Annotated in this window: 17 protein-coding genes and 1 pseudogene; 9 read left to right on the top strand and 9 right to left on the bottom strand. The window is 74.4% G+C overall.

Translation table 11 applies throughout. The features are described 5' to 3' along the window. The 4 genes and pseudogenes from VGI02_RS03815 to mftM form a co-directional block, all read left to right on the top strand. Window positions 1-396: pseudogene (locus VGI02_RS03815) on the top strand (NDMA-dependent methanol dehydrogenase); the annotation flags it as partial. Window positions 397-497: 101 nt separating this feature from the next. Continuing rightward, entirely contained in the window at window positions 498-1,793 is a 1,296-nt protein-coding gene (locus VGI02_RS03820) for an AAA family ATPase (RefSeq protein ID WP_331625931.1), read from the top strand. 92 nt (window positions 1,794-1,885) lie between these two features. Continuing rightward, window positions 1,886-3,430, top strand: a complete 1,545-nt coding sequence (locus VGI02_RS03825) for a VWA domain-containing protein (protein ID WP_331625932.1) — start codon at window positions 1,886-1,888, stop codon at window positions 3,428-3,430. Between the two features lie 21 nt (window positions 3,431-3,451). Next, window positions 3,452-4,426 carry a mycofactocin oligosaccharide methyltransferase MftM gene (gene mftM, locus VGI02_RS03830; protein WP_331625933.1) on the top strand — a complete coding sequence of 325 codons (975 nt, stop codon included), beginning with the start codon at window positions 3,452-3,454 and terminating at the stop codon, window positions 4,424-4,426. Here the strand turns inward: mftM and VGI02_RS29080 are convergent. Beyond that, window positions 4,423-6,234: a nitric oxide synthase oxygenase gene (locus VGI02_RS29080; protein WP_414638190.1), complete on the bottom strand. Its 1,812-nt coding sequence runs from the start codon at window positions 6,232-6,234 to the stop codon at window positions 4,423-4,425. The genes mftM and VGI02_RS29080 overlap by 4 nt on opposite strands. Before the next feature lie 531 nt (window positions 6,235-6,765). On the opposite strand from VGI02_RS29080, the gene VGI02_RS03840 reads away from it, so the two are divergent. Further along, window positions 6,766-7,515, top strand: a complete 750-nt coding sequence (locus VGI02_RS03840) for a hypothetical protein (RefSeq protein WP_331625934.1) — start codon at window positions 6,766-6,768, stop codon at window positions 7,513-7,515. A gap of 1,412 nt (window positions 7,516-8,927) precedes the next feature. After that, window positions 8,928-10,031, top strand: coding sequence for a globin domain-containing protein (locus VGI02_RS29085; protein ID WP_414638192.1), 1,104 nt, complete (start codon window positions 8,928-8,930; stop codon window positions 10,029-10,031). A gap of 73 nt (window positions 10,032-10,104) precedes the next feature. On the opposite strand, the gene VGI02_RS03850 is transcribed toward VGI02_RS29085, so the two are convergent. Together VGI02_RS03850 and VGI02_RS03855 are read right to left on the bottom strand one after the other, a co-directional pair. Next, complete coding sequence (locus VGI02_RS03850) at window positions 10,105-10,632, bottom strand: OsmC family protein (protein WP_331625937.1); 528 nt, start codon at window positions 10,630-10,632, stop codon at window positions 10,105-10,107. Continuing rightward, window positions 10,577-12,088, bottom strand: a complete 1,512-nt coding sequence (locus VGI02_RS03855; RefSeq protein ID WP_331625939.1) for an MFS transporter — start codon at window positions 12,086-12,088, stop codon at window positions 10,577-10,579. Before VGI02_RS03855 ends, VGI02_RS03850 begins: the two co-directional genes overlap by 56 nt. Window positions 12,089-12,117: 29 nt before the next feature. Between VGI02_RS03855 and VGI02_RS03860 the strand changes: the two genes are divergently transcribed. Then, window positions 12,118-12,633 carry a winged helix-turn-helix transcriptional regulator gene (locus tag VGI02_RS03860; protein WP_331625940.1) on the top strand — a complete coding sequence of 172 codons (516 nt, stop codon included), beginning with the start codon at window positions 12,118-12,120 and terminating at the stop codon, window positions 12,631-12,633. Window positions 12,634-12,648: 15 nt separating this feature from the next. Here VGI02_RS03860 and VGI02_RS03865 read toward each other — a convergent pair whose 3' ends face one another. Further along, complete coding sequence (locus VGI02_RS03865; protein WP_331625941.1) at window positions 12,649-13,122, bottom strand: carboxymuconolactone decarboxylase family protein; 474 nt, start codon at window positions 13,120-13,122, stop codon at window positions 12,649-12,651. 91 nt (window positions 13,123-13,213) lie between these two features. Here VGI02_RS03865 and VGI02_RS03870 point away from each other — a divergent pair, with 91 nt between their 5' ends. Further along, window positions 13,214-14,110: a sigma-70 family RNA polymerase sigma factor gene (locus VGI02_RS03870; RefSeq protein WP_331625942.1), complete on the top strand. Its 897-nt coding sequence runs from the start codon at window positions 13,214-13,216 to the stop codon at window positions 14,108-14,110. Here the strand turns inward: VGI02_RS03870 and VGI02_RS03875 are convergent. Continuing rightward, entirely contained in the window at window positions 14,103-14,303 is a 201-nt protein-coding gene (locus VGI02_RS03875; RefSeq protein ID WP_331625943.1) for a helix-turn-helix domain-containing protein, read from the bottom strand. The genes VGI02_RS03870 and VGI02_RS03875 overlap by 8 nt on opposite strands. A 252-nt stretch (window positions 14,304-14,555) precedes the next feature. Between VGI02_RS03875 and VGI02_RS03880 the strand changes: the two genes are divergently transcribed. Beyond that, window positions 14,556-14,951, top strand: coding sequence for a VOC family protein (locus VGI02_RS03880; protein WP_331625944.1), 396 nt, complete (start codon window positions 14,556-14,558; stop codon window positions 14,949-14,951). Between the two features lie 70 nt (window positions 14,952-15,021). On the opposite strand, the gene VGI02_RS03885 is transcribed toward VGI02_RS03880, so the two are convergent. Genes VGI02_RS03885 through VGI02_RS03900 form a run of 4 tightly spaced genes read right to left on the bottom strand, consistent with a single transcriptional unit; the run spans window position 15,022 to window position 19,202 of the window. Beyond that, complete coding sequence (locus VGI02_RS03885; RefSeq protein ID WP_331625945.1) at window positions 15,022-15,540, bottom strand: hypothetical protein; 519 nt, start codon at window positions 15,538-15,540, stop codon at window positions 15,022-15,024. A gap of 23 nt (window positions 15,541-15,563) precedes the next feature. Next, window positions 15,564-16,241 (bottom strand): MadR family response regulator transcription factor, encoded by a 678-nt coding sequence (locus VGI02_RS03890; protein WP_331625946.1) that lies wholly within the window; start codon window positions 16,239-16,241, stop codon window positions 15,564-15,566. After that, entirely contained in the window at window positions 16,238-17,869 is a 1,632-nt protein-coding gene (locus VGI02_RS03895; protein ID WP_331625947.1) for a sensor histidine kinase, read from the bottom strand. Before VGI02_RS03895 ends, VGI02_RS03890 begins: the two co-directional genes overlap by 4 nt. Before the next feature lie 10 nt (window positions 17,870-17,879). After that, window positions 17,880-19,202 (bottom strand): iron-containing alcohol dehydrogenase, encoded by a 1,323-nt coding sequence (locus tag VGI02_RS03900; protein WP_527249120.1) that lies wholly within the window; start codon window positions 19,200-19,202, stop codon window positions 17,880-17,882. Window positions 19,203-19,367: the final 165 nt, after the last annotated feature.

The following is a 19,367-nucleotide window of genomic DNA, read 5'->3' on the forward strand; positions in this document are numbered from 1 at the left end:
CCCCGCGTGTGGGCGTTCAACATGCCGGTCGCCTACAAGCGCTTCGCGAAGATCGCGACGGCCATGGGCGTGGACACCACGCACATGACCGACGTGCAGGCCGCGGAGGCCGCGCTCGCCGCCTCCATCCGGCTGCTCCGCGACGTGGGCATCCCGGAGAAGTTCACCGACGTCACCCAGGACTCGTACTCGAAGAACCGCCTCGGGCAGGGCCCGACGAAGTTCTACGAGAACGAGAAGACCATCACGGGTAACGACGCCGACGTGGACCGCATCACCAACCACGTCCTCGGTGACGCCTGCACCCCGGGCAACCCGAAGGAGTGCACCTTCACGACGGTGCGCCCCGTCATCGACCACTGCCTCAACGGTGACCTCGACGACCTGCTCAGCTGACGTTCCTGGCTGATACTCGTCACTGGTGCCCGGCGGACCCTCCAGGGCCCGCCGGGCATCGGTGCGTTCCCCTCGCCTTGCACCGTAGGAAGGACCCTCGCGTGACCAGCACGTCCGAGCAGCCCGCTCCCGAGACCGCGGCCGCCCCCGCCGACCCGTTCGCCTCGGTCGACGACGTCGTCGAGGCGCTCTCGGCCCAGGGCTACATCGCCGACCGGCGGCTGGCCACCACCGTCTTCCTCCTGACCCGTCTGGAGAAGCCGCTCCTGCTGGAGGGCCCGGCCGGCGTCGGCAAGACGGAGCTGGCCAAGATGCTCGCCGCGGCCACGGGCCGCAGGTTCCTGCGGCTGCAGTGCTACGAGGGCCAGGACGAGACCAAGGCCCTCTACGAGTGGGACTACGGCAAGCAGCTGCTCTACACCCAGATCCTCCGGGAGAAGATCGGGCAGGTCGTCGAGGACGCTCCCGACATCCCGACCGCCGTCGACCGCATCGGCGCCCAGGACTCCGTCTTCTTCTCCGAGCGCTTCCTCGCCCCGCGCCCGCTGCTGCAGGCGATCCGCTCCGAGGAGCCCGTCGTCCTCCTGATCGACGAGGTCGACCGCGCCGACGAGGCCCTCGAGGCGGTGCTGCTCGAGACGCTCGGCGAGTTCCAGATCTCGGTGCCCGAGGTCGGGACCTTCGTCGCGGACAACAAGCCCTACGTCATCCTGACCAGCAACAACACGCGTGACCTGGCGGCCGCCCTCAAGCGCCGCTGCCTGCACCTGTTCCTCGACTACCCGACGGCCGAGCGGGAGCTCGAGATCGTCCGCTCGAAGGAGACCGGGCTGCCGGAGGCCGCGGCCCGCGAGCTGGTCGAGGTCGTGCGCGGGCTGCGCGAGCTGGAGTTGCGCAAGGCCCCGAGCATCTCCGAGACGATCGATTGGGCGCGGACGCTGGCCGTGCTCGGCGTCGACGAGCTGAACTCCCAGATCCTCGCCGACACCGTCTCCGTCGTCGTCAAGTACGACAAGGACGTCACCAAGGCCCTCGGTGCCCTGCCGAAGCTCGTGGACCCGAACTCGGTGGTCGACGACTCGAACGCCCACGGCCACGGACACGGGCACGGCCACGGGCACGACGGGGACCACTCCCACGACGACGCGGCCTCGTCGGGCGCTCGCGACGGCGGGCGGGTGCAGGTCGAGGACGACGACGAGAACGACGGCCCGGACGGCCGCGCCGTCCGGGCGGCGAAGGACCAGGAGGGCAGGCACGCCGGCGTCTACGGCGCACCGGGGCGCGACGCCCAGGAGGCCGCGCGCCGCGCCGACGAGCTGGGCGTGAAGCCGCGGCCGGTGAGCCCCTCGCAGGGAAGCCGCTCCTTCGGGCTCGGCAAGCGCCGCGCGCTGTAGACCACCCGTCGCGTCGGGGAGATGGGCACGCCGGCGCTCCCCGGCCGCAGCGTCCTGCGCCCCGCCGTTCCCACACTCGAGAGGAGGCCGTCGTGGAGGCCAGCATCCACCGTTTCGTGCGGCTCCTGCGCATCCGCCAGGTCCGGGTCTCCACCTCGGAGGTCCTCGACGCCATGCGCTGTGCCCGGGAGCCGGGCGTGCTCGCCGACCGCGCGACGCTCAAGGCCGCGCTGCAGGTCTCACTGATCAAGGACATCCGCGACGAGGCGACGTTCGAAGAGATCTTCGACGCGTTCTTCGCGCTCGTGCGCATCGGCGAGCGGGACACCGGCCACGGTCACGGGCACGGCCACGAGGACCTCTCCGACAACGGCGCCCTGGAGAACTTCACGCTGTCCGAGGAGCCCTCGGAGACCCCGGAGCAGGGTCACGACCACGGCACGCCCGTCGACATCAAGCAGTTCTTCGACCCGGAAGACATGGCGCAGCAGTACAACCTCCACCAGGAGGCCAACAAGATCGACCTCGCGGCGATGACCGACGAGATCGTCTTCTCCAAGGACGGGGCCACCGACCAGACGAACACCGGTGAGAAGGTCCAGATCGAGACCGACCACCTGCACGGCGGTGGCATCCCCGGCGAGATCGCGACGGACTCCGGCACGAAGGTCGACGCCGACCTCAACGTCGCCCAGCAGGAGGCCCTGCTCGGGTGGCTGCAGGGCGTCGAGGACGGTATCGACGACGACGGCGACGAGACCGACGCGATGGCCTTGCGCCGGCGCCTCGCCGGGATGCTTGAGAACCTCCCCGAGGCGATCAAGGCCCACCTCGAGCGGCTGCTGGAGATCGAGCAGCGGGTGATGGACGGCGGGCACGCCGACGAGGACGCGCGCCAGGCGGAGGTCGACCGCGCCGAGGAGCACGAGCGCCAGCAGCTCGAGGACTCGCTGCGCCGGCTGGCCAAGACCCTCCACGGGGCGCTCACCCACCGCCGTCGCCAGTCCCCGCGCGGGCGGATCGACGCCGGGCGCACCATGCGCCGCAACATGCGCTTCGACGGCGTCCCGTTCACCCCGGTCACGGTGAGCCGCGCGGAGGACAAGCCGCGCCTCGTGATCCTGGCCGACGTGTCGCTCTCGGTGCGGGCCACCGCCCGGTTCACCCTGCACCTCGTGCACGGGCTGCAGGATATGTTCGGCCAGGTGCGCTCGTTCGCGTTCGTGGGCGAGCTCGTCGAGGTCACCGACCTGTTCGCCGACCACACCGTGGAGGACGCCCTCGGGCTGATCTTCGGCGGCGACATGCTCGATGTGGACGCCAACTCCAACTACGGCGAGGCGTTCGGGACCTTCCTCGAGGACCACGCCTCGGCCGTCAACCGGCGCTCCACGGTGATCATCCTGGGCGACGGCCGGGGCAACGGGAACGACCCGAACCTCGAGGCGTTCGCCGAGATCGCCCGTCGCGCCCGCGAGACGATCTGGTTGACCCCGGAACCGCGCTACTCGTGGGGTCTGGGGGCGTGCGACCTGCCGCAGTACGCCGAGTTCGTCGACCGCATCCGCGTGGTCCGCGACCTGACCGGGCTCTCCGAGGTCAGCCACGACATGGCCGCCGAGATGATCGGCCGCTAGCCCGGTGGAGACGACGCAGCGGTGACCGTCACCCCGCCCGCGGCAGGCAGTGCCCGCATCGACCCGCTCGCCCCGGCCCACCCCGGCCGGTGGGAGAACGGCCCCGTGGTGGTGTGCCACCTCGACCGCGCCGCGGTCCCCGTCCGGCTCGCGTCGCAGCGCGCGCCCGAACTGGTCACCGAGCACTTCGAGGTGCACCGTCCCGGCGGGCGCCTGCTCGTCCTGCACCGCTTCCGGCCCGACGAGCTCGACGACGACGTGTCGGCGCTCGTGGCGGGCGAGCTCGGCGCGGTGGTGGACTCGGCACCGGTCTTCGAGCGGGTCGTCACGGGCATCGTGCGCTCGACGGTGGGCGACGCCCTCACGGCGTGGTCGACGTTCTACGCCAACTCCCTCGCCGTCCTGCGCCACCCGGACGGCGTGGCGGCCGCGGGCCCCGGCGCGATGGACGGGCTCCCCGGGGCCGCGTACCCGCCGGAGGCGTCGCTGGCCGGGTTCGCGCCGGTGCACGCGCGGGCGCTCGAGGAGGTCGGCGGCACGACGGTCGCCGACCTCGGAGCGTGCTTCGGCTTCCTCCCGCTGCTCATGGCCGAGCGGGGCCTCGACGTGATCGCGACCGACCACACGCAGGGCACGATGCGGCTGCTCGCCGCCGTCGCGGGCGCCGGGGTGGTCCCGGAGGCGACGACCCGGCTGCGGACGCTGGCCTGCGACGCGCGGGCGGTGCCGCTGGGTGACGACGCCGTCGACACCGTCACCGCGATCCACCTGCTCGAGCACCTGCCGGCGAGCGGCTCGGCGGGCGTCGTCGCCGAGATGTGCCGGGTCGCGCGCCGGCGGGTGGTGGTCGCGGTGCCCTTCGAGGACGTTCCCGACCCCGTCTACGGCCACCTGTGCCGCTTCGACACGGACACGCTGACCGCGCTCGGCGAGCAGACGGGCGCGCGGTTCCGGGTCGACGAGGACCACGGTGGGTGGCTGGTGATCGACCTCTAGACCGGGCACCCCTGCCCGCGGGCGACCTGCTGCTCGTCGAGGCGGAACATCGGGCCGGACTCGGTCGGCTCGTCGTAGTACCGGTGGAAGACCGGCGTGAGGCCACCCGAGATCGGCGGGACGATCCAGCTCCAGTCCACCGGGCACGACCGTCCCGCGCTCTCCTCGCGCTCGAGGTGACGCAGGAAGCGCTGGGACTCCCCGTGGTGGTCGGCCATCGAGACGCCGGCCTGGTCGAACGAGTGCTGGACGGCGAGGGTCAGCTCGACCGCGGCGCGGTCGCGCCACATCGTCCGGTCGCTCGAGGTGTCCAGGCCCATCCGCTCGGCCACCTCGCCGAGCATGTCGTAGCGCTCGGAGTCGGCGAAGTTGCGGGCCCCGATCTCGGTCGCCATGTACCAGCCGTTGAAGGGGGCCGCGGGGTAGGAGACGCCGCCGATGTCGAGCCGCATGTTGCTGATCACCGGGAGGGCGTGCCACCGCAGCCCGAGCTCGGCGAACCACGGGTGGTCGGGGTGCGTGAGCTCCACCTCGAGCGCGGACTCCCGCGGCACCTCGGAGAACTGCGGACCCTTCTCGGCCCATTCGCCGCCGCCCGAGACCACCAGCGGGAGCACGTCGAAGCGTCCCATCGGCGAGGGCGGGACCCAGCCGAGCGAGCGCGCGTGATCGGTGAACCCGACGTAGCGCGGGTCGCCGAGCACCCGCCCGCCGGTGCGGTACCCGGCGTAGCGGATGAGCTGCTCGTTCCACACCCGGGGACCCGGCGAGGTCGGGGTGTCGGGGGCGAAGACGGTGATCGTCGAACGGATCCGCCCCCGCCGGGTCGCGTCGTCGAGGTGGCCGACGCACTCGGCGGCGACCTCCTCGGGCGCAGTGACGTGGCGGCGGTCGCGCAGGTGCAGGCTGCGCCAGTACAGCCGCCCGATGCAGCGCGCGGAGCTCCGCCAGGCCACGCGGGCCCCGAAGGTGAGCTCCGCGGAGGTGTGGACGTAGGTGCCGGTCCGCTCGATCTCGTCGCGGACCTCCTCGAGGCGCTCCTCCAGCGGCGCCGTCCGGCCCGCCGCGCCCTTGACGGTGGTCGCGCCGGGCTCCTCGCCCTCGGCGTAGAAGAGCCGGAGGAACTCCTCCGCCACCTCGGGGTCCACCGGCGCCACCGACGTCGACGACGAGGCGGGAGCGCCCCAGGACGTCGCCCCGGAGCCCTCCGTGGCGTCAGCGACGACCTCGGCGGCCGGGGCGGCAACGGCAGCGGGGTCGGGAGCAGCAGGTTCGGGAGCGGTGGGGTCGGGAGCAGTGACGGCGGGGTCCGGGCCGACGGTGGGGTCCGTGGCCTGCCCCGGCGGTGAGGCGGTCCGGGCCGCGGGCACCCGCGGCGCCGCCACGGTCGCCTCCGGGTCCGCGGACGGGTCGGCCGCGGACGGGCCGGCCGCTGGCGCCGGGTCGGCGGCGGGCCGCGGGTCGGCGGCGGGCGCCGGGTCGGACCCGGACGCCGCGTCGGGCCGGGACGCCTGCGGCGGCGCGCCGTAGGGACGCGGTCGCGGGGTGGGGCGGGGCCGGCCGGACTGCGGGGGGGCGGACGGCTCGGGGGCGGGAGGCGTCGTCCCGGACACCGCCGGGACCTCGCCGCCCGGTTCCTGGCCGCCCGTTCCCTGTGCCGTCAGCGGTGCCGTCGGCTCACCGGTTCGGCCGTGGTCGGGACCGACCGCCTGCCGTTCCGGGGACGGGATACCGCCAGCCGGCGTGCTCGGCTCCTCGGCGTCCGCCGTGGGGCCGTTCACGGCCATCGTGGCCATGCCGCGCGCCATGCCACCTCCGTGTCCGAGGTCCTGCCGTTTCGTCGTGTCTCGTCGCCCGCGACGTCGGCGATGTGAAGCCATCACCGTCGTCCCTGACGACCCGAGCCGGACCCCCGCGCGCCCGCCGTCCATCATCACTGCCGGGCAACAGAATGGGATCTGGCCGTTCGGACTCAAATCATCCGGTGAGCAGCCCTTCGATCATCGGCCGTTCGGAGCATTCCCTGCCGCCGGAACCACCTGCGACACCGCCCGGGAGCCCGATTCCCGCCCAGGTCGAGTGGTCCAGCTCGACCGTGCGGGACCTGCTGCGGGCGCGATTCACGCCGACCGGTGTCGAAGAGGTCACGGCGCACCACTGTAGGGGGTCGCCCGTCGCCCCCTGGTGTGCGGCACGTCATCACCGATCGTCACCCGACCGGGCCGTCCGTGTCCGGGCCCCGATGACCGGTCGCTGCGCCGTCTGGCACCCTGTCTCGACGACCGGCAGTAGTCGTTGCGCGAACCGTGCGTGACGAGATGACGGTGGGAGGACCACGCGTGAGCCGAGCCGGACGGGGCCGTCCCGGGGGTAGTGGTGGTCGCGGGCGCGCGGGCGAGATGCGCGAGCGCGCGGACGAGATGGCCGCACTGCTCGACGAGGCCGCCCCGCGTGCCGCCCGCACCCGCCGTCGCCGGACCACCGCCGTGCCTGCCGCCGTGGCGGCGTTCGGCGCTCTGAGCATCGGCGGGGTCGGGCTGGCGCTCGGCCTGACGCCGACCGGTGCGGAGGGCGTCCTGCCCGCCAGCCCTTCCCCCGCGCTCGCCGACCCGGCCTCGTCGCTGCCCACGACGGCGCCGGACGGCACGACGGGCGGCACCCCGACCGAGGACGGTCGGGTCGCGGACCCGGCGGTCGCGGGCGCGGACCTCATCCGCGCCGACGACCACGGCACACCCGCCGACCACTCCGAGGCGCGCCCGGCCCCCGCCGCCGGGTCGACGACGGCGCCCCCGTCGACCACCCGGGCCCCCCGGCCGACCAGCGCCAGGCCGGCTCCCACCTCGACGCGCCACCGCCCCCCGTCGTCGCGGCCCACCCCGACCTCGACCCGGTCCGCGACGCCGCGCTCCACCTCCACCCGACCCGCGACGGGCCGGACGTCGTCGCCGACCCCGCGGCCCGTGGCGCAGCGCGCGTCGCTCCCGCCGCGGACCTCCGGATCCGACGGGCCCGCGAGCACCGGGTCCGGACCGGCGACGACCACGACCGCTTCGTCCCCGCCCGACGCGGGTTCCCCCTCCGAGTGAGAAGAACGGTCGATTGGCGACGACGGGTGACGACGAGCGCCGGACCGTCGCTCGTCCGTGGTCGAAACCGACACCGCTCACCGGTCCCGGCCGTACGCTGACCGCACGGCCGCACACGCCCGATGCTCGCGCGGGGACACCGAGTAACGTGACGCGCTAGTGCCCACCGGTAGGGTGCCCTCGCGGGGGGCCGAGCGAGTCATCGTGAGATGAGGAGTCGACCGGACGTGACCGCAGCGAGGAACAACGGTCCCGACGCGGGGCGTCATGGCCCCGGCGGGCCTGCGGGTCCTCCCCGCGATACGGGACCCGGCCGGGACGACGGTGCCTGGACAACCCCGGGCCACGAGCGTGCCGGCGGATGGGGTGCCGCAGCCCTCGACCGACCCACGGTGACGGGACACGGCCCGTCCGATCCCGGAACGTACGGGTCGTCCGGCGCCGGACCGGCCGGACGGGCACCCTTCGGAGGCGGGTCCTACGACCCGGACGACGCCGTGTTCGACATCGCCGACGACCGGCGCGACGACGGGACGACGATGAGCCAAGCCCCCGGCCGCGGAGCGGTACCCCCGCCTCCGCCGCGAAGCCCGGCCTACCCCCCGCCCTCCCCCCGGGAGCCCGGCCAGGGGTACGAGCCCGGCGGTTACGAGACCGGTGGCCACGAGCCCGGCGGCTACGACACGGGGGGCTACTCCTCCGGTGGCGGGTACGGCGGCCGGTCGTCCGGTGGCTACGACGGGTACTCGACCGGCGGCTACGACGACTCCGGCCGTGGCGGGTCCGGCTTCGGCAGCTCCGGCCACAGCGGCAACGGGTACGGCGACCCCGGCTTCGGTGGGTCCGGGAACGGTGGGTCCGCGTACGGCGGCGACCCCGGCTTCGGCAGCTCCGGCTTCGGCAGCTCCGGCTTCGGCAGCTCCGGTTTCGGCGGCTCCGCCTTCGGTGGGTCCGGCAACGGTGGGTCCGGCAACGGCGGGTCCGCGTACGGCGGCGACCCCGGCTTCGGCGGATCCAGCTACGGCGGCTCCGCGTACGGCGGCTCGGGCAACAGTGGCTCCGGGTACGGCGGCGACGCCGGCTTCGGCAGTTCCGACTTCGGCAGCTCCGGGAACGCCGGCTTCGGGGACTCCGGCTACGGCGGATCCGGCTACGGCGGCTCCGCGTACGGCGGCTCCGCGTACGGCGGCACCGACACCGCCGGACGGAGCGGGCACTCGGCCCCCGGACAGGGCGGCTACGGCGCGCCGCCGGCGAACGGCACCGGGAACCACGGCGGCTGGTCGAGCCACGAGGAGCCGGCCCGCACGACGGCCATGTCCGCCGCCGTCGGCCCGACCGGCATGGCCGACGGCGTCGGCCTGCCGACGCCGCGCGAGTCCACCCCCGCGCCCCAGCAGGACGCCTCGGACATGGTGGCGATCATCCGGAGCAGCTTCGAGGCGGTCGCGCCGCGCGCCGACGAGCTGACCCAGCTGTTCTACGGCTGGCTCTTCCGGATCGCCCCGGAGACCCGCGAGCTCTTCCCCGTGACGATGGAGCTCCAGCGCACCCGCCTGCTGCGCGCGCTCATCCACGTGGTGCAGATGGTCGACCGTCCCGACGAACTGACGGTCTTCCTGCGCCAGCTCGGCCGCGACCACCGCAAGTTCGGGGTCATCGGCGAGCACTACGACAAGGTCGGCCAGGCGCTTCTCGGCGCCATCGGCGAGATCGCGGGCCCGCTATGGACCCCGGAGATCAAGCAGGCCTGGGTCGGCGCCTACGGGATCGTCTCCCAGGCGATGCGTGAAGCCGCCGACGCCGAGCGCGGACCGGCCGTGTGGATGGCCCGGGTGATGGAGCACCGCCGGGTGGCGCCCGACCTCGCCGTCATCCGGGTGCAGACCAGCCAGCCGGTGCCGTACCTCGCCGGCCAGTACGTCTCGGTCGAGACGCCGCAGCGCCCACGGATGTGGCGCTCGCTGACCCCGGCGAACGCGCCCGGCCCGGACTGCGTCATGGAGTTCCACGTCCACACCGTCCCCGGCGGCTGGGTGAGCCGGGCGATCGTCTCGCACGCCCGCGTCGGTGACGTGTGGCGGATCGGCCCGCCGATGGGCCAGATGACGCTGGACCCGCGGTCCCGCGCCGACCTGCTCATGGTCGCGGGCGGCACCGGCCTCGCCCCGGCCCGTTCGCTCATCGAGCAGCTCATGGTCGACGGCTCGGACCGCAAGGTGGCGCTGTTCGTCGGCGGCCGCACGTGGGACTCGCTCTACGACATCGACACGCTGCGCCGCATGGCCCAGGACAACCCGTGGCTGACGGTCGTCCCGGTCATCGAGGAGGACGGCCGACGCCACGGCGCCGAGACCGGCACCCTCGGTGAGGTCGTCGCCCGTTACGGCGCCTGGGCCGACCGGCAGGTCGTCGTCGCGGGCTCGCCGCCGATGGTCCGCTCGACGGTCTCGGCGATGCTCGACGCGGGCACGCCGTTCATGCAGATCCACTACGACCCGTACCACACCGACTGACGGGTCCACCGCGACGACGACAGCCCCCTCGCTCCTGGTGAGCGAGGGGGGCCGTCGTCGTGCGAGCGGTCGGTCAGGCCTGGGCGGTGGCGCCCTGCTTGCCGAGGTTCAGCGAGACCTGCGGCGAGCTGACCAGGGTCTGGTAGACGACGCAGTACCGCTCGGTCAGCTTGTGCAGCGTCGCGAGGGTGTCGTCGTCGGCGTCGGTGTCCAGGTCGAACGACAGCCGGATGTCCTTGAAGCCCACCGGGGCGTCCTTGGCGACGCCCAGCGTCCCGCGGAAGTCGAGGTCACCCTCGGCGTGGATCGTCCCGCCGCGCACGTCCACGCCCATCGACGTGGCGACCGCGCGCAGCGTCACCCCGGAGCAGGCGACGAGCGCCTCGAGGAGCATGTCCCCGGAGCAGAGCAGCTCCCCGGTGCCGCCGGTCGCGGGGTGCAGCCCGGCCTCGACCATGGCCTGCGCGGTCGAGACGCGACACGCGATGCCCGAGCCCGCCAGGTCGCCGTCGGCCTTGAGGACGACGGTGGCCGACTCGGGGTCGTCACGGTACTGCTGCTTGAGGGGGCCCTGGGTCTCGGCGAGCGCTGCCTTGTCCATCCTTCGAGTCTGCCTGTTCCGGCGCCTCGGCGCCGCTTCGGGTCGGGGCCTGGATGACCGCCCGGCGGCGCGGACGGCACGCGAAGACCGCGATCGCCCCGAGGAGCGAGAACACGGTCGCGACGATGACGGCGGTGTCGAATCCCTGGAGCAGTCCGACGGGGCCGGGAGGCAGGCCGGGTCGGGTCGCCACCACGGCCACGACCGTCGTGCCGATGGCCGACCCGACGTAGCGCGCCATGTTGTTCGCGCCGCTGCCCATCGCCGCGCGCCCGGCGGGCACGCTGGCGACCGCCTCGCGGCCCAGGGCGGAGTTCACCACCCCGCTCGTGATCCCGGCGACGAACAGCCCGGGGACGTAGCGCCACGGCGAGGACTCCGGCGTGGCGCCCAGCAGCATCAGCTGACCGACCGCGACGACGACGAGGCCGACCGCGAGCTGGAGCCGCCCGCTCCACGACACCGGGAGCCGCCGGGCGAGCAGCGAGGTGACCACGCCCGTGGCCGACCACGCCAGGAGCACGACGGCGCCGATGACCGCGGGCGCGCCGAGGCCGCGCGACATGACGGTGAGCAGGAACGAGCTCGTGGCGATGATCCCCGCCCCGGTCGCGAGCGCCGCCAGCGTGGCCGCCAGGAACGGCGGCGAGCGGAAGAGCCCGACGTCGATCATCGGGGCGCTGCTGCGGCGCTCGACGAGCAGCCAGAGGCCGAGCAGCAGGAGCCCGCCGAGCACCAGGACGATCACGAGCGGGCGGGTCGGGCCGCTGCGGGCCTCGACGAGCCCGGTCAGCAGGACCCCGACCCCCGCGGCGAGCAGGACCACCCCCGGCACGTCCACCGAGCGCGGGTGCTCGGCCCGGGACTCCTCGAGCAGGAACCGCGCCGCCAGGGCGAGCGCTACGGCAAGCACCGCCTCGAGCCAGTACGACGCCGCCCAGCCGGCGAACCGTTCGGCCCCGGTCGCGAGCAGCGGGCCGACCGCGATGCCCGCCCCGAGCGCCGCGCCCCAGATGCCGCTGGCCCGCCGCGCCTCCGGCGTCCCGGCGGGGAAGGCGTGGCCGATCAGGCCGAGACCTGCCGCGATCAGCGCCGCGCCGCCCACCCCGGCCGCGATCCGGCCGGCCACGAGCACGGCCGTCGTCGGGGAGAGCGCGCAGACCACCGAGGACACGGCGAGCACCAGGCTGCCGAGGACCAGCGCCCGCCTGCGTCCCAGGTCGTCGGCGACCGCGCCGGTGGAGAGCAGCGCGACGCCGAGCCCGATGCTCATCGAGCTGAGGATCCACGCCTGCCCCTCGGGCCCGGACCCGAGGGCCGCGGACGTCGCGGGGAGTGTCGCGAGTGGAGTGGTGAAGGCGATGAGGGCGAGGAACGTCGCCGTGGAGGCGACGGTGACCGTGGCGCCGGAGCTGGACCGCACGGTCCGGAACGCTAGCACGATCGGTTCGGTCATTGAACCGATGTGACGTTACCCTGGTCTTCGTGCCTCTCGGCCAGGGATATCCACGGCAGGACTGCTCGATCGCGCGCGCCCTCGAGGTGGTCGGCGACCGTTGGACGCTGCTGGTGCTGCGCGACTGCTTCTTCGGCGTCCACCGCTTCGCCGACCTCGTCGCCCGCCTCGACGTCCCCCGCGCCGTGCTCTCCGACCGCCTCGCCCGCCTCGTCGAGGCCGGGCTCCTCGCCCGCGACGGGGCGGACTACCGGGTCACCGACGAGGCGACGCCGCTCTGGCCCGCGCTACGGGCGCTGGCCGCCTGGGGGGAGTCCGGTCAGCGCGCGGCCGGCGGGTCGGTGCGTCGCTTCGCCCACGCGGACTGCCCCGCCGGGGGCCGGCCGGACACGACGCCCGACGGCCGCTGCCCCGCCTGCGGCACGGTGCCCGGCCCGGCCGACCTGGTCGTGCGACCGGAGGACGGGTCGGGCACCTCGCGCCGCGACGACGCCGTCAGCCGCGCGCTCGGCGAGCCGCACCGCATGCTGACACCGCTGCCGTGAGGGCGGCTGACGCGATCACCATCCGCCGCCCGCGGGCTGGCGCACCGGGGCGTTGAGCCGGTTGAACAGGTTCGAGGTGGCGATCCAGAGCAGCAGGGCCGCGATCCCCGTCTCGTCGTAGTGCCGGGTGACGTCCGCCCACAGGGCGTCCGGGACGGCCTCGCCGCGGTCGGCGAGCCGCGTGACGTGCTCGGCGAGCTCGAGCGCGGCACGCTCGGCGTCGGTGAACCACGGCGCCTCGCGCCAGGCCCCGACCGTGGCGAGCCGGTCGTCGGTCTCCCCGGCGTCGCGCAGGCCCCGCGTGCCCGCGTGGACGCACGACGAGCAGCCGTTGATCAGGCTCACGCGCAGGTGGACGAGCTCGAGCAGGCCCTCCGGGAGCCCACCGGCGTGGGCGGCCGCGGCGAGCCCGCCGATCGCCTCCCCCACGCCGGGCAGCAGCGCCGCGGGGTTGGGCATGCGTGCGGTGAGGGTGGCCGTGCTGGTCATGGATGCTCCTCGTGTCGGACCGCGTGCCGGTCACGTTCTGCCGGGTCGGTCGGTCATGGTGATGACACCGACGCGCGGAGGAACGTGACCGATGGAGCCGACCGGGGCCCTCGCCGCCCGATTCACCGAGCACCGCCCGCACCTGCTCGCCGTGGCCCAGCGCCTGCTCGGCCCGACCGGCGAGGCGGACGACGCCGTCCAGGAGACCTGGCTGCGCCTGCAGCGCGCGTACGCCTCCGCCGACCCCGGGATCGAGAACCTCGCGGCGTGGCTCACCACGGTGGTCGCCCGCATCGCGCTCAACCTGCTGCGAGCGCGACGCACCCACCCCGAGGAGTCGACCGACGAGAACCACGACGCCCCGCCGTCGGCGGATCCCGGTCCCGAGGAGCAGGCGCTCGCCGCGGATGCGATGGGGCCCGCGCTGCTGGTCGTGCTCGACACCCTCGCGCCCGCCGAGCGGCTCGCGTTCGTCCTCCACGACGTGTTCGGGCTGCCCTTCGACGAGATCGCCCCCATCGTCGAACGCTCGGTGCCGGCGACCCGTCAGCTCGCGAGCCGGGCCCGCCGCCGGGTGCGCGGGGGCGGGTCGGTGACCGACGACGTCGTGCGGCGGCGGGAGGTCGTCGAGGCGTTCCTCACCGCCTCGCGCGAGGGCGACTTCGGCGCGCTGCTCGCCGTCCTCGACCCCGACGTGGTGCTGCGCGCCGACCCGGTGGCCGTGTCGATGGCGGCGGCGAACGCCGGACGGGGCGCCCCCGAGCTCTCCGACCAGGTCTCCGGGGCCGACGCGGTGGCCCGGGTGTTCGCCGGCCGCGCCCGTGCCGCGGCGCCTGCGCTGCTCGACGGCGTCCCCGGGCTGGCCTTCGCGATGCGCGGTCGGACGCTGTCGCTGTTCCGGATGACGATCAGCGACGGCCGGATCACGGCGGTCGAGCTCGTCGCCGACCCGGAGACGATCGCCGAGGTGGACGTCGAGTTCACCTGAGGGCCCCGGGCGGGTGGCCGAGTTCGGCCTTCACCCTGGCGCCGAACGCGCTCGCGGAGGCGTAGCCGAACTCGGTGGCGACCCGGGACGGCGGGTCGCCGCGCGCGAGCGCCTCGAGCGCGCCCGCGAGCCGCGCCCGTCGCCGCCACCGGGCCACGCCGAGCCCGGTCTCCTCGGCGAACCGCCGCTCCACCGTCCGCCGGGCGGCGCCGCAGCGCCGGCAGAGGAGGTCGACCCCGCCCGGCTCACCCGGGTCCGCGAGGATCCGGCTCGCGACGAGGTCGTGCGGATGCGGTGTGGTTCACCGGCCGCGACCACCACGGCGGCGCCGGGCGGCACGAACCAGGTGCCCTCCGGTACCTCGACCGTCATCGCCCCGGACGCCGCCAGCAGCACCTGTGCTTCCGGTGGAGCGCCAGCCCCGGGCCGCGCCAGACTCGCCGCCATGGACGAACACCCCCGGGCCGGGACCGTGGCCCACTTCGCCGTCAACGCCGACGACCTCGAGGCCAGCCGCGCCTTCTACGAGGCGGTCCTGGACTGGCGGTTCGTGCCGTGGGGCCCGCCGGAGTTCTTCCAGATCCAGGGCCCCGATGGGACCACGCCCGGCCCGATCGGCGCGCTGCAACGGCGACGGACCTTCGACGACGGGACCGCGGCGCCGGTGGAGATCACGGTCGCCGTCGACGACGTCGCCGCGTGCTGCGCCGCCGCGGTGAGCTCGGGCGGACGGGTGCTCATGGCGGCGACCGTCATCGCCGGGGTCGGGGAACTGGCCTTCGTCGCCGATCCGGCGGGCACGCCGATCGGGCTGATGCGCTACGACTCGACGGCGGAGTAGGCCCGGCCCATGATCACCGGGACGGTGTGGCTACGGTCTCGGGAGGACGACAGCCACCCGGTCCCGATGATCACGGCAGAGGTTCGACGGCGGCGCGGGTGACGCGCTCGCGCAGCCCCGCGGCGAGCCCGGCGACGGTCAGCAGGTCCGCCAGCTCGCCACCGGTGCGCACCAGCCAGACCCGGCGCACCCCGGCGATGCGGAAGCGCAGGTGCACGCGTGTCCCGGCCGCACCGGGACGGAGGACGATCGCCCAGCTGATCCGCAGCTCGCCGCGCTCGGAGCGGTGCACCAGCGTCGTCGGCGGGGTGTGCTCGACGATGGTGAACGTCGCGTCGCGACCGCCCCAGTCGTCGATGACGTCGCCCGGGGCGAGGTGCTGCAGCGTCGGCTCGATCCGGCGCAGACCGCGACCGCGGGACGGGACCGCCCGCTCGATCCACGCGGGGAGATACCAGCCGGCGCGATTCCTGCCGAGCTGCGCGAACCACGGCCAGACCGTCTCCGGCGCGGCGGGGAGGTCGAACGCGCGGTCCATCGTCACCTGGGCGTCGGGCACGATCCCGTCCCCCGCCAGGCGCGCCGCCACCTCGTCAGGGCGGGCGGAGACCCTCAGATCAGGCCCATCTTCGAGGCGGCGTACACGGCCTCGGCGCGACGGGAGACGTCGAGCTTGCGCATGAGGTTGCCGACGTGGAACTTCACCGTCGTCTCCGAGATGAACAGCTCCTTGCCGATGGTGCGGTTGCTCATCCCGCGGGCGAGCAGGCGCAGCACGTCCAGCTCGCGGCCGGTCAACGTCTCGCCGTGCGGCTGCTGGCCGTTGAGGGAGCGCACCACCGCGGCGGCGGAGCGGGAGTCGAACGCCGACTCCCCCCGCGACACGGCGCGGATCGCGGCGATGAGCTCCGTGGTGTCGACGTCCTTCACGACGTAGCCCCGGGCACCCGCGTGCACGGCCTCGACGACGAGGCGGTCGTCCAGGAACGTCGTCAGCACCAGGACCCCGACGCCCGGGTGGGCCTGGGTGAGCTGCCGGCACAGCTGCAGGCCCTCGGAGTCGGAGCTGGTGGAGAGCTTGAGGTCGAGCAGGACGATCGAGGGCCGCTCGTGGGCGACAACGGCGAGGGCCTCGGGGGCGCTGGACGCCTCGCCGACGATCGAGAGCTGCGGCTCGCGCTCGAGCACCGAGCGCAGGCCCTGGCGCACGATCGCGTGGTCGTCGACGAGCACGATGCGGACCTCGCCGCGGCGGACCGCCGCGCGGGCGGGGATGCGGATGTCGGTCATGTCGTGCTCCCAAGATCATGCGCGGCGGGGTCGTTCGCGGCCGGGCGGTGCCCGGAAGGCTCGCGCGCGGCGTCGGCGGTCCGCTGTCCATCCTCACCGCCGGAGGGTGCCGCGGTCCCTCCCGGTTCGGAGGGTTCTCCGTGCTGTGCGGGGCCCGGCGTCGTGACGTGCGGGGTGGCGCGCGCGGCGCGGGCGGCGTTGGCCACCTCGTCGATGGGCAGCGGCACGCCCACCTGGACGCGGATGCCGCCCTGGCGGGCCCGCTGCACCTGCAGCGAACCGCCGATCTCGCGGGCCCGCTCGGCCATGTTCGCGAGGCCGCGGTGCGACCCGTCGAGGTCGCGGGCGGCGGCCACCCGCAGGGAGCGGCGCACCTGCTCCGGGTCGCCCGTGCCGTCGTCGGCGACCGTGAGCACCAGCCGGTCCTTGCGGAACGCGAGCCGGACGACGGCGACCGAGGCCTCCGCGTGGACGGCGGCGTTGAACAGCGCCTCGCCGGCCACGCGGAAGAGCGAGCGCTCGGCGGTGGCGGGAAGCGAGACCGGGCGGCCCTCGATGCGCACCTGGACCTGCAGGTCGGAGGGCATGTGCACCGTCGAGAGCTCCTCGAGCATCGCGGGGAGGCTGCGGTGCCCGTGCTCGCCGGAGTGGTTCAGTGCGTAGATCGCCGAGCGCAGCTGCTCGACCGCGCGCCGGGTCAGCTGCTTCGCGGTCTCGAGGCGCTCGCGCTGGCCCTCGTCGCGAATCTCCGAGCGCACCACCTCGATCTGCATGCCCGCCGAGAGGGCGTACTGGGTGACCGAGTCGTGCAGCTCCCGGGCGATGCGGTGGCGCTCGGAGTCCAGGACCTCACGCTGCCGGGCGACGGTGAGCGCGTCACGGGTGCGCTGCAGCTGTTCGTTGCGCGCGGCGAGATCCGCCGCGTGGCGGCTCGCCTCGTCGTAGAGCGAGAGCGTGCGCTGGTGCAGCGCGGAGTTCTGCAGCGCCGCAGCGGTCTGGCTGGCGAGCACCCGCAGCACGGACGCGTCCGTGGCGTCGATTCGGCGGTCGACCCCGGTCCACGCGACGATCTCGCCGACGACGGCCCCGTCGAGCCGGACGGGGACGTGGAGGTGGTGCGGGTCGTGCGGCCGGGTCACGCGCGAGGAACCGCCCTCGGCGGCGTCGAGACCGGGCAACCCGTCCCCGTGGGGGCCTGCGCCGGTGGACCCGAGGTCGGAGGCCTCGTGCTCGCCGTGCCGTACCGCCTGCAGGTGGCGCAGGACGAAGGGCGGGAGCGCGTCGGGATCGTCGGTCGGGGCCTCGACGAGGTCGGGGCCGAGGACGAGGACGCGTGGCGCGGCCTCGGGCAGCGCGCCGTCGGCGAGTGCGAACACCACCCAGTGCGCGGTCAGGTGCTCGGCGGCCGCCTCGGCGACCGCACGGACCAGGGTTCCCGGGCCCTCGGTGGTGCGCACGAGCGCACGGCTGATCCGGTCGAGCGCGTGGATCACCCGGCGCAGGCGCTCCGCCGAGGCGAGGTACTCGACGTAGAAGGACGGCTTGCCCGACCGGATGCCGGTGAGCAGGTCGAGGTCGGGGCCCTCGGCGCGGTGTTCGACGGACCTGGGATCGATACGGGGTTCCACGGGGATGCGGCTACAACGCCTGCCGGAACAGCGCCTCGATGTCGGCGCGGTCGGCCTCGCGCGGATTGGTCGACAGACAGGCATCGGCCATGGTCATCGTCGAGAGGGTCGGCACGTCCTCCGCTGTCACCCCGATCTCGCCCAGGCCCTTGGGGACGCCGAGCTCGTCGGCGAGGCGCCGGACCTCGCAGGCCGCCCACTCGGCGGCGTCCTCGGCCATCGCCTGGGTGCACGACCGTCCGACCGTGCCCGGGAAACCGAGCGCCTGCGCGATCGGGACGAAACGCGACGGGTCCGGAGCGGCGTTGAAGCGCACGACGTGCGGCAGCAGGATCCCGTTGATCACGCCGTGGGGCAGGTCCAGCAGTCCGCCGACCTGATGGCTCATCGCGTGCGCGGCGCCCAGGATCGCGTTCGTGAAGGCGAGCCCGGCCTCCAGGGCGGCCTGCGCCATGTGGGTCCGCGACTCCTGCTCGAGCGGGTGGTCCATGGTGCGCTCGAGGTGGCCGCCGACCAGCGAGATCGCCTGCAGCGCGTGGTGGTCGGTCAGCGGGTTGTGCGCCCGCGAGACGTACGCCTCGATGCCGTGGGTGAGGGCGTCCAGCCCGGTCGCGGCGTTGAGCCAGTCCGGCATCGTGGTGAGCAGGTGCGGGTCGACCACCGAGACGTCCGGGACGAGGGCCCGGCCGAGGATCGTGATCTTCGTGTGCCGCACGGTGTCGGTGACGATGCAGAACTGCGAGACGTCCGCGCCGGTGCCCGACGTCGCGGGCACCATCACCATCGGGGGGATCGGGGCGACCATTCGGTCGACACCCTCGAAGTCGGTGATCACGCCGCCGTTGCCGGCGAGCAGTGCGATCCCCTTGGCAGCGTCGATGACCGACCCGCCGCCCACCGCGACCAGGACGTCGCACCCCGCCGCGCGGTAGGCCTCGTGCCCGGCGGCGATCTCGTGGTCCTTGGGGTTCGGGGTGACCCCGCTCCAGACGGTGGCGTCCATGCCCCCGTCGGCGAGGTGACGGCGCAGCTGGTCGGGCCAGCCGGCCGCGAGCAGGCCCTCGTCGGTGACGAGCATCGGCCGACGCGCTCCGAGGCGGGCCGCGGCATGCGCGGCCTCGGGGAGGGAACCGGGCCCGAACACGATCTCCGGGACGTGGAACTTGGCCAGGCGCGGGGTCTCCGGCTGCGCCGCGACGTGCGCGGCGCCGTGCGGGCGCGACGGCCCGGCGGGCGCGTGCGGCATCGCGCGTGAGCCCGGCCCGGACGTCGGCGGGTCGTCCTCCCGGGACTGCCTGCCGCGGACCACCATGGACTGACCCGCTCGCGTCACGGATTCGACGAGGACCACGCTGCCCCCTTCCCCACCGTCGGATGCTCGGTGTTGCCCACGTTACAGCCGGAAGCGGGACGGCGGCAGCCTCGGAGCCCACCCCCGGACCCGTCGAGGCCACCGAATCGGGTGGTCCCGGCCCCTACCCGCTGGTAGGGGTCGGGA

Source organism: Actinomycetospora sp. (assembly GCF_036497245.1).
GTDB lineage: Bacteria > Actinomycetota > Actinomycetes > Mycobacteriales > Pseudonocardiaceae > Actinomycetospora.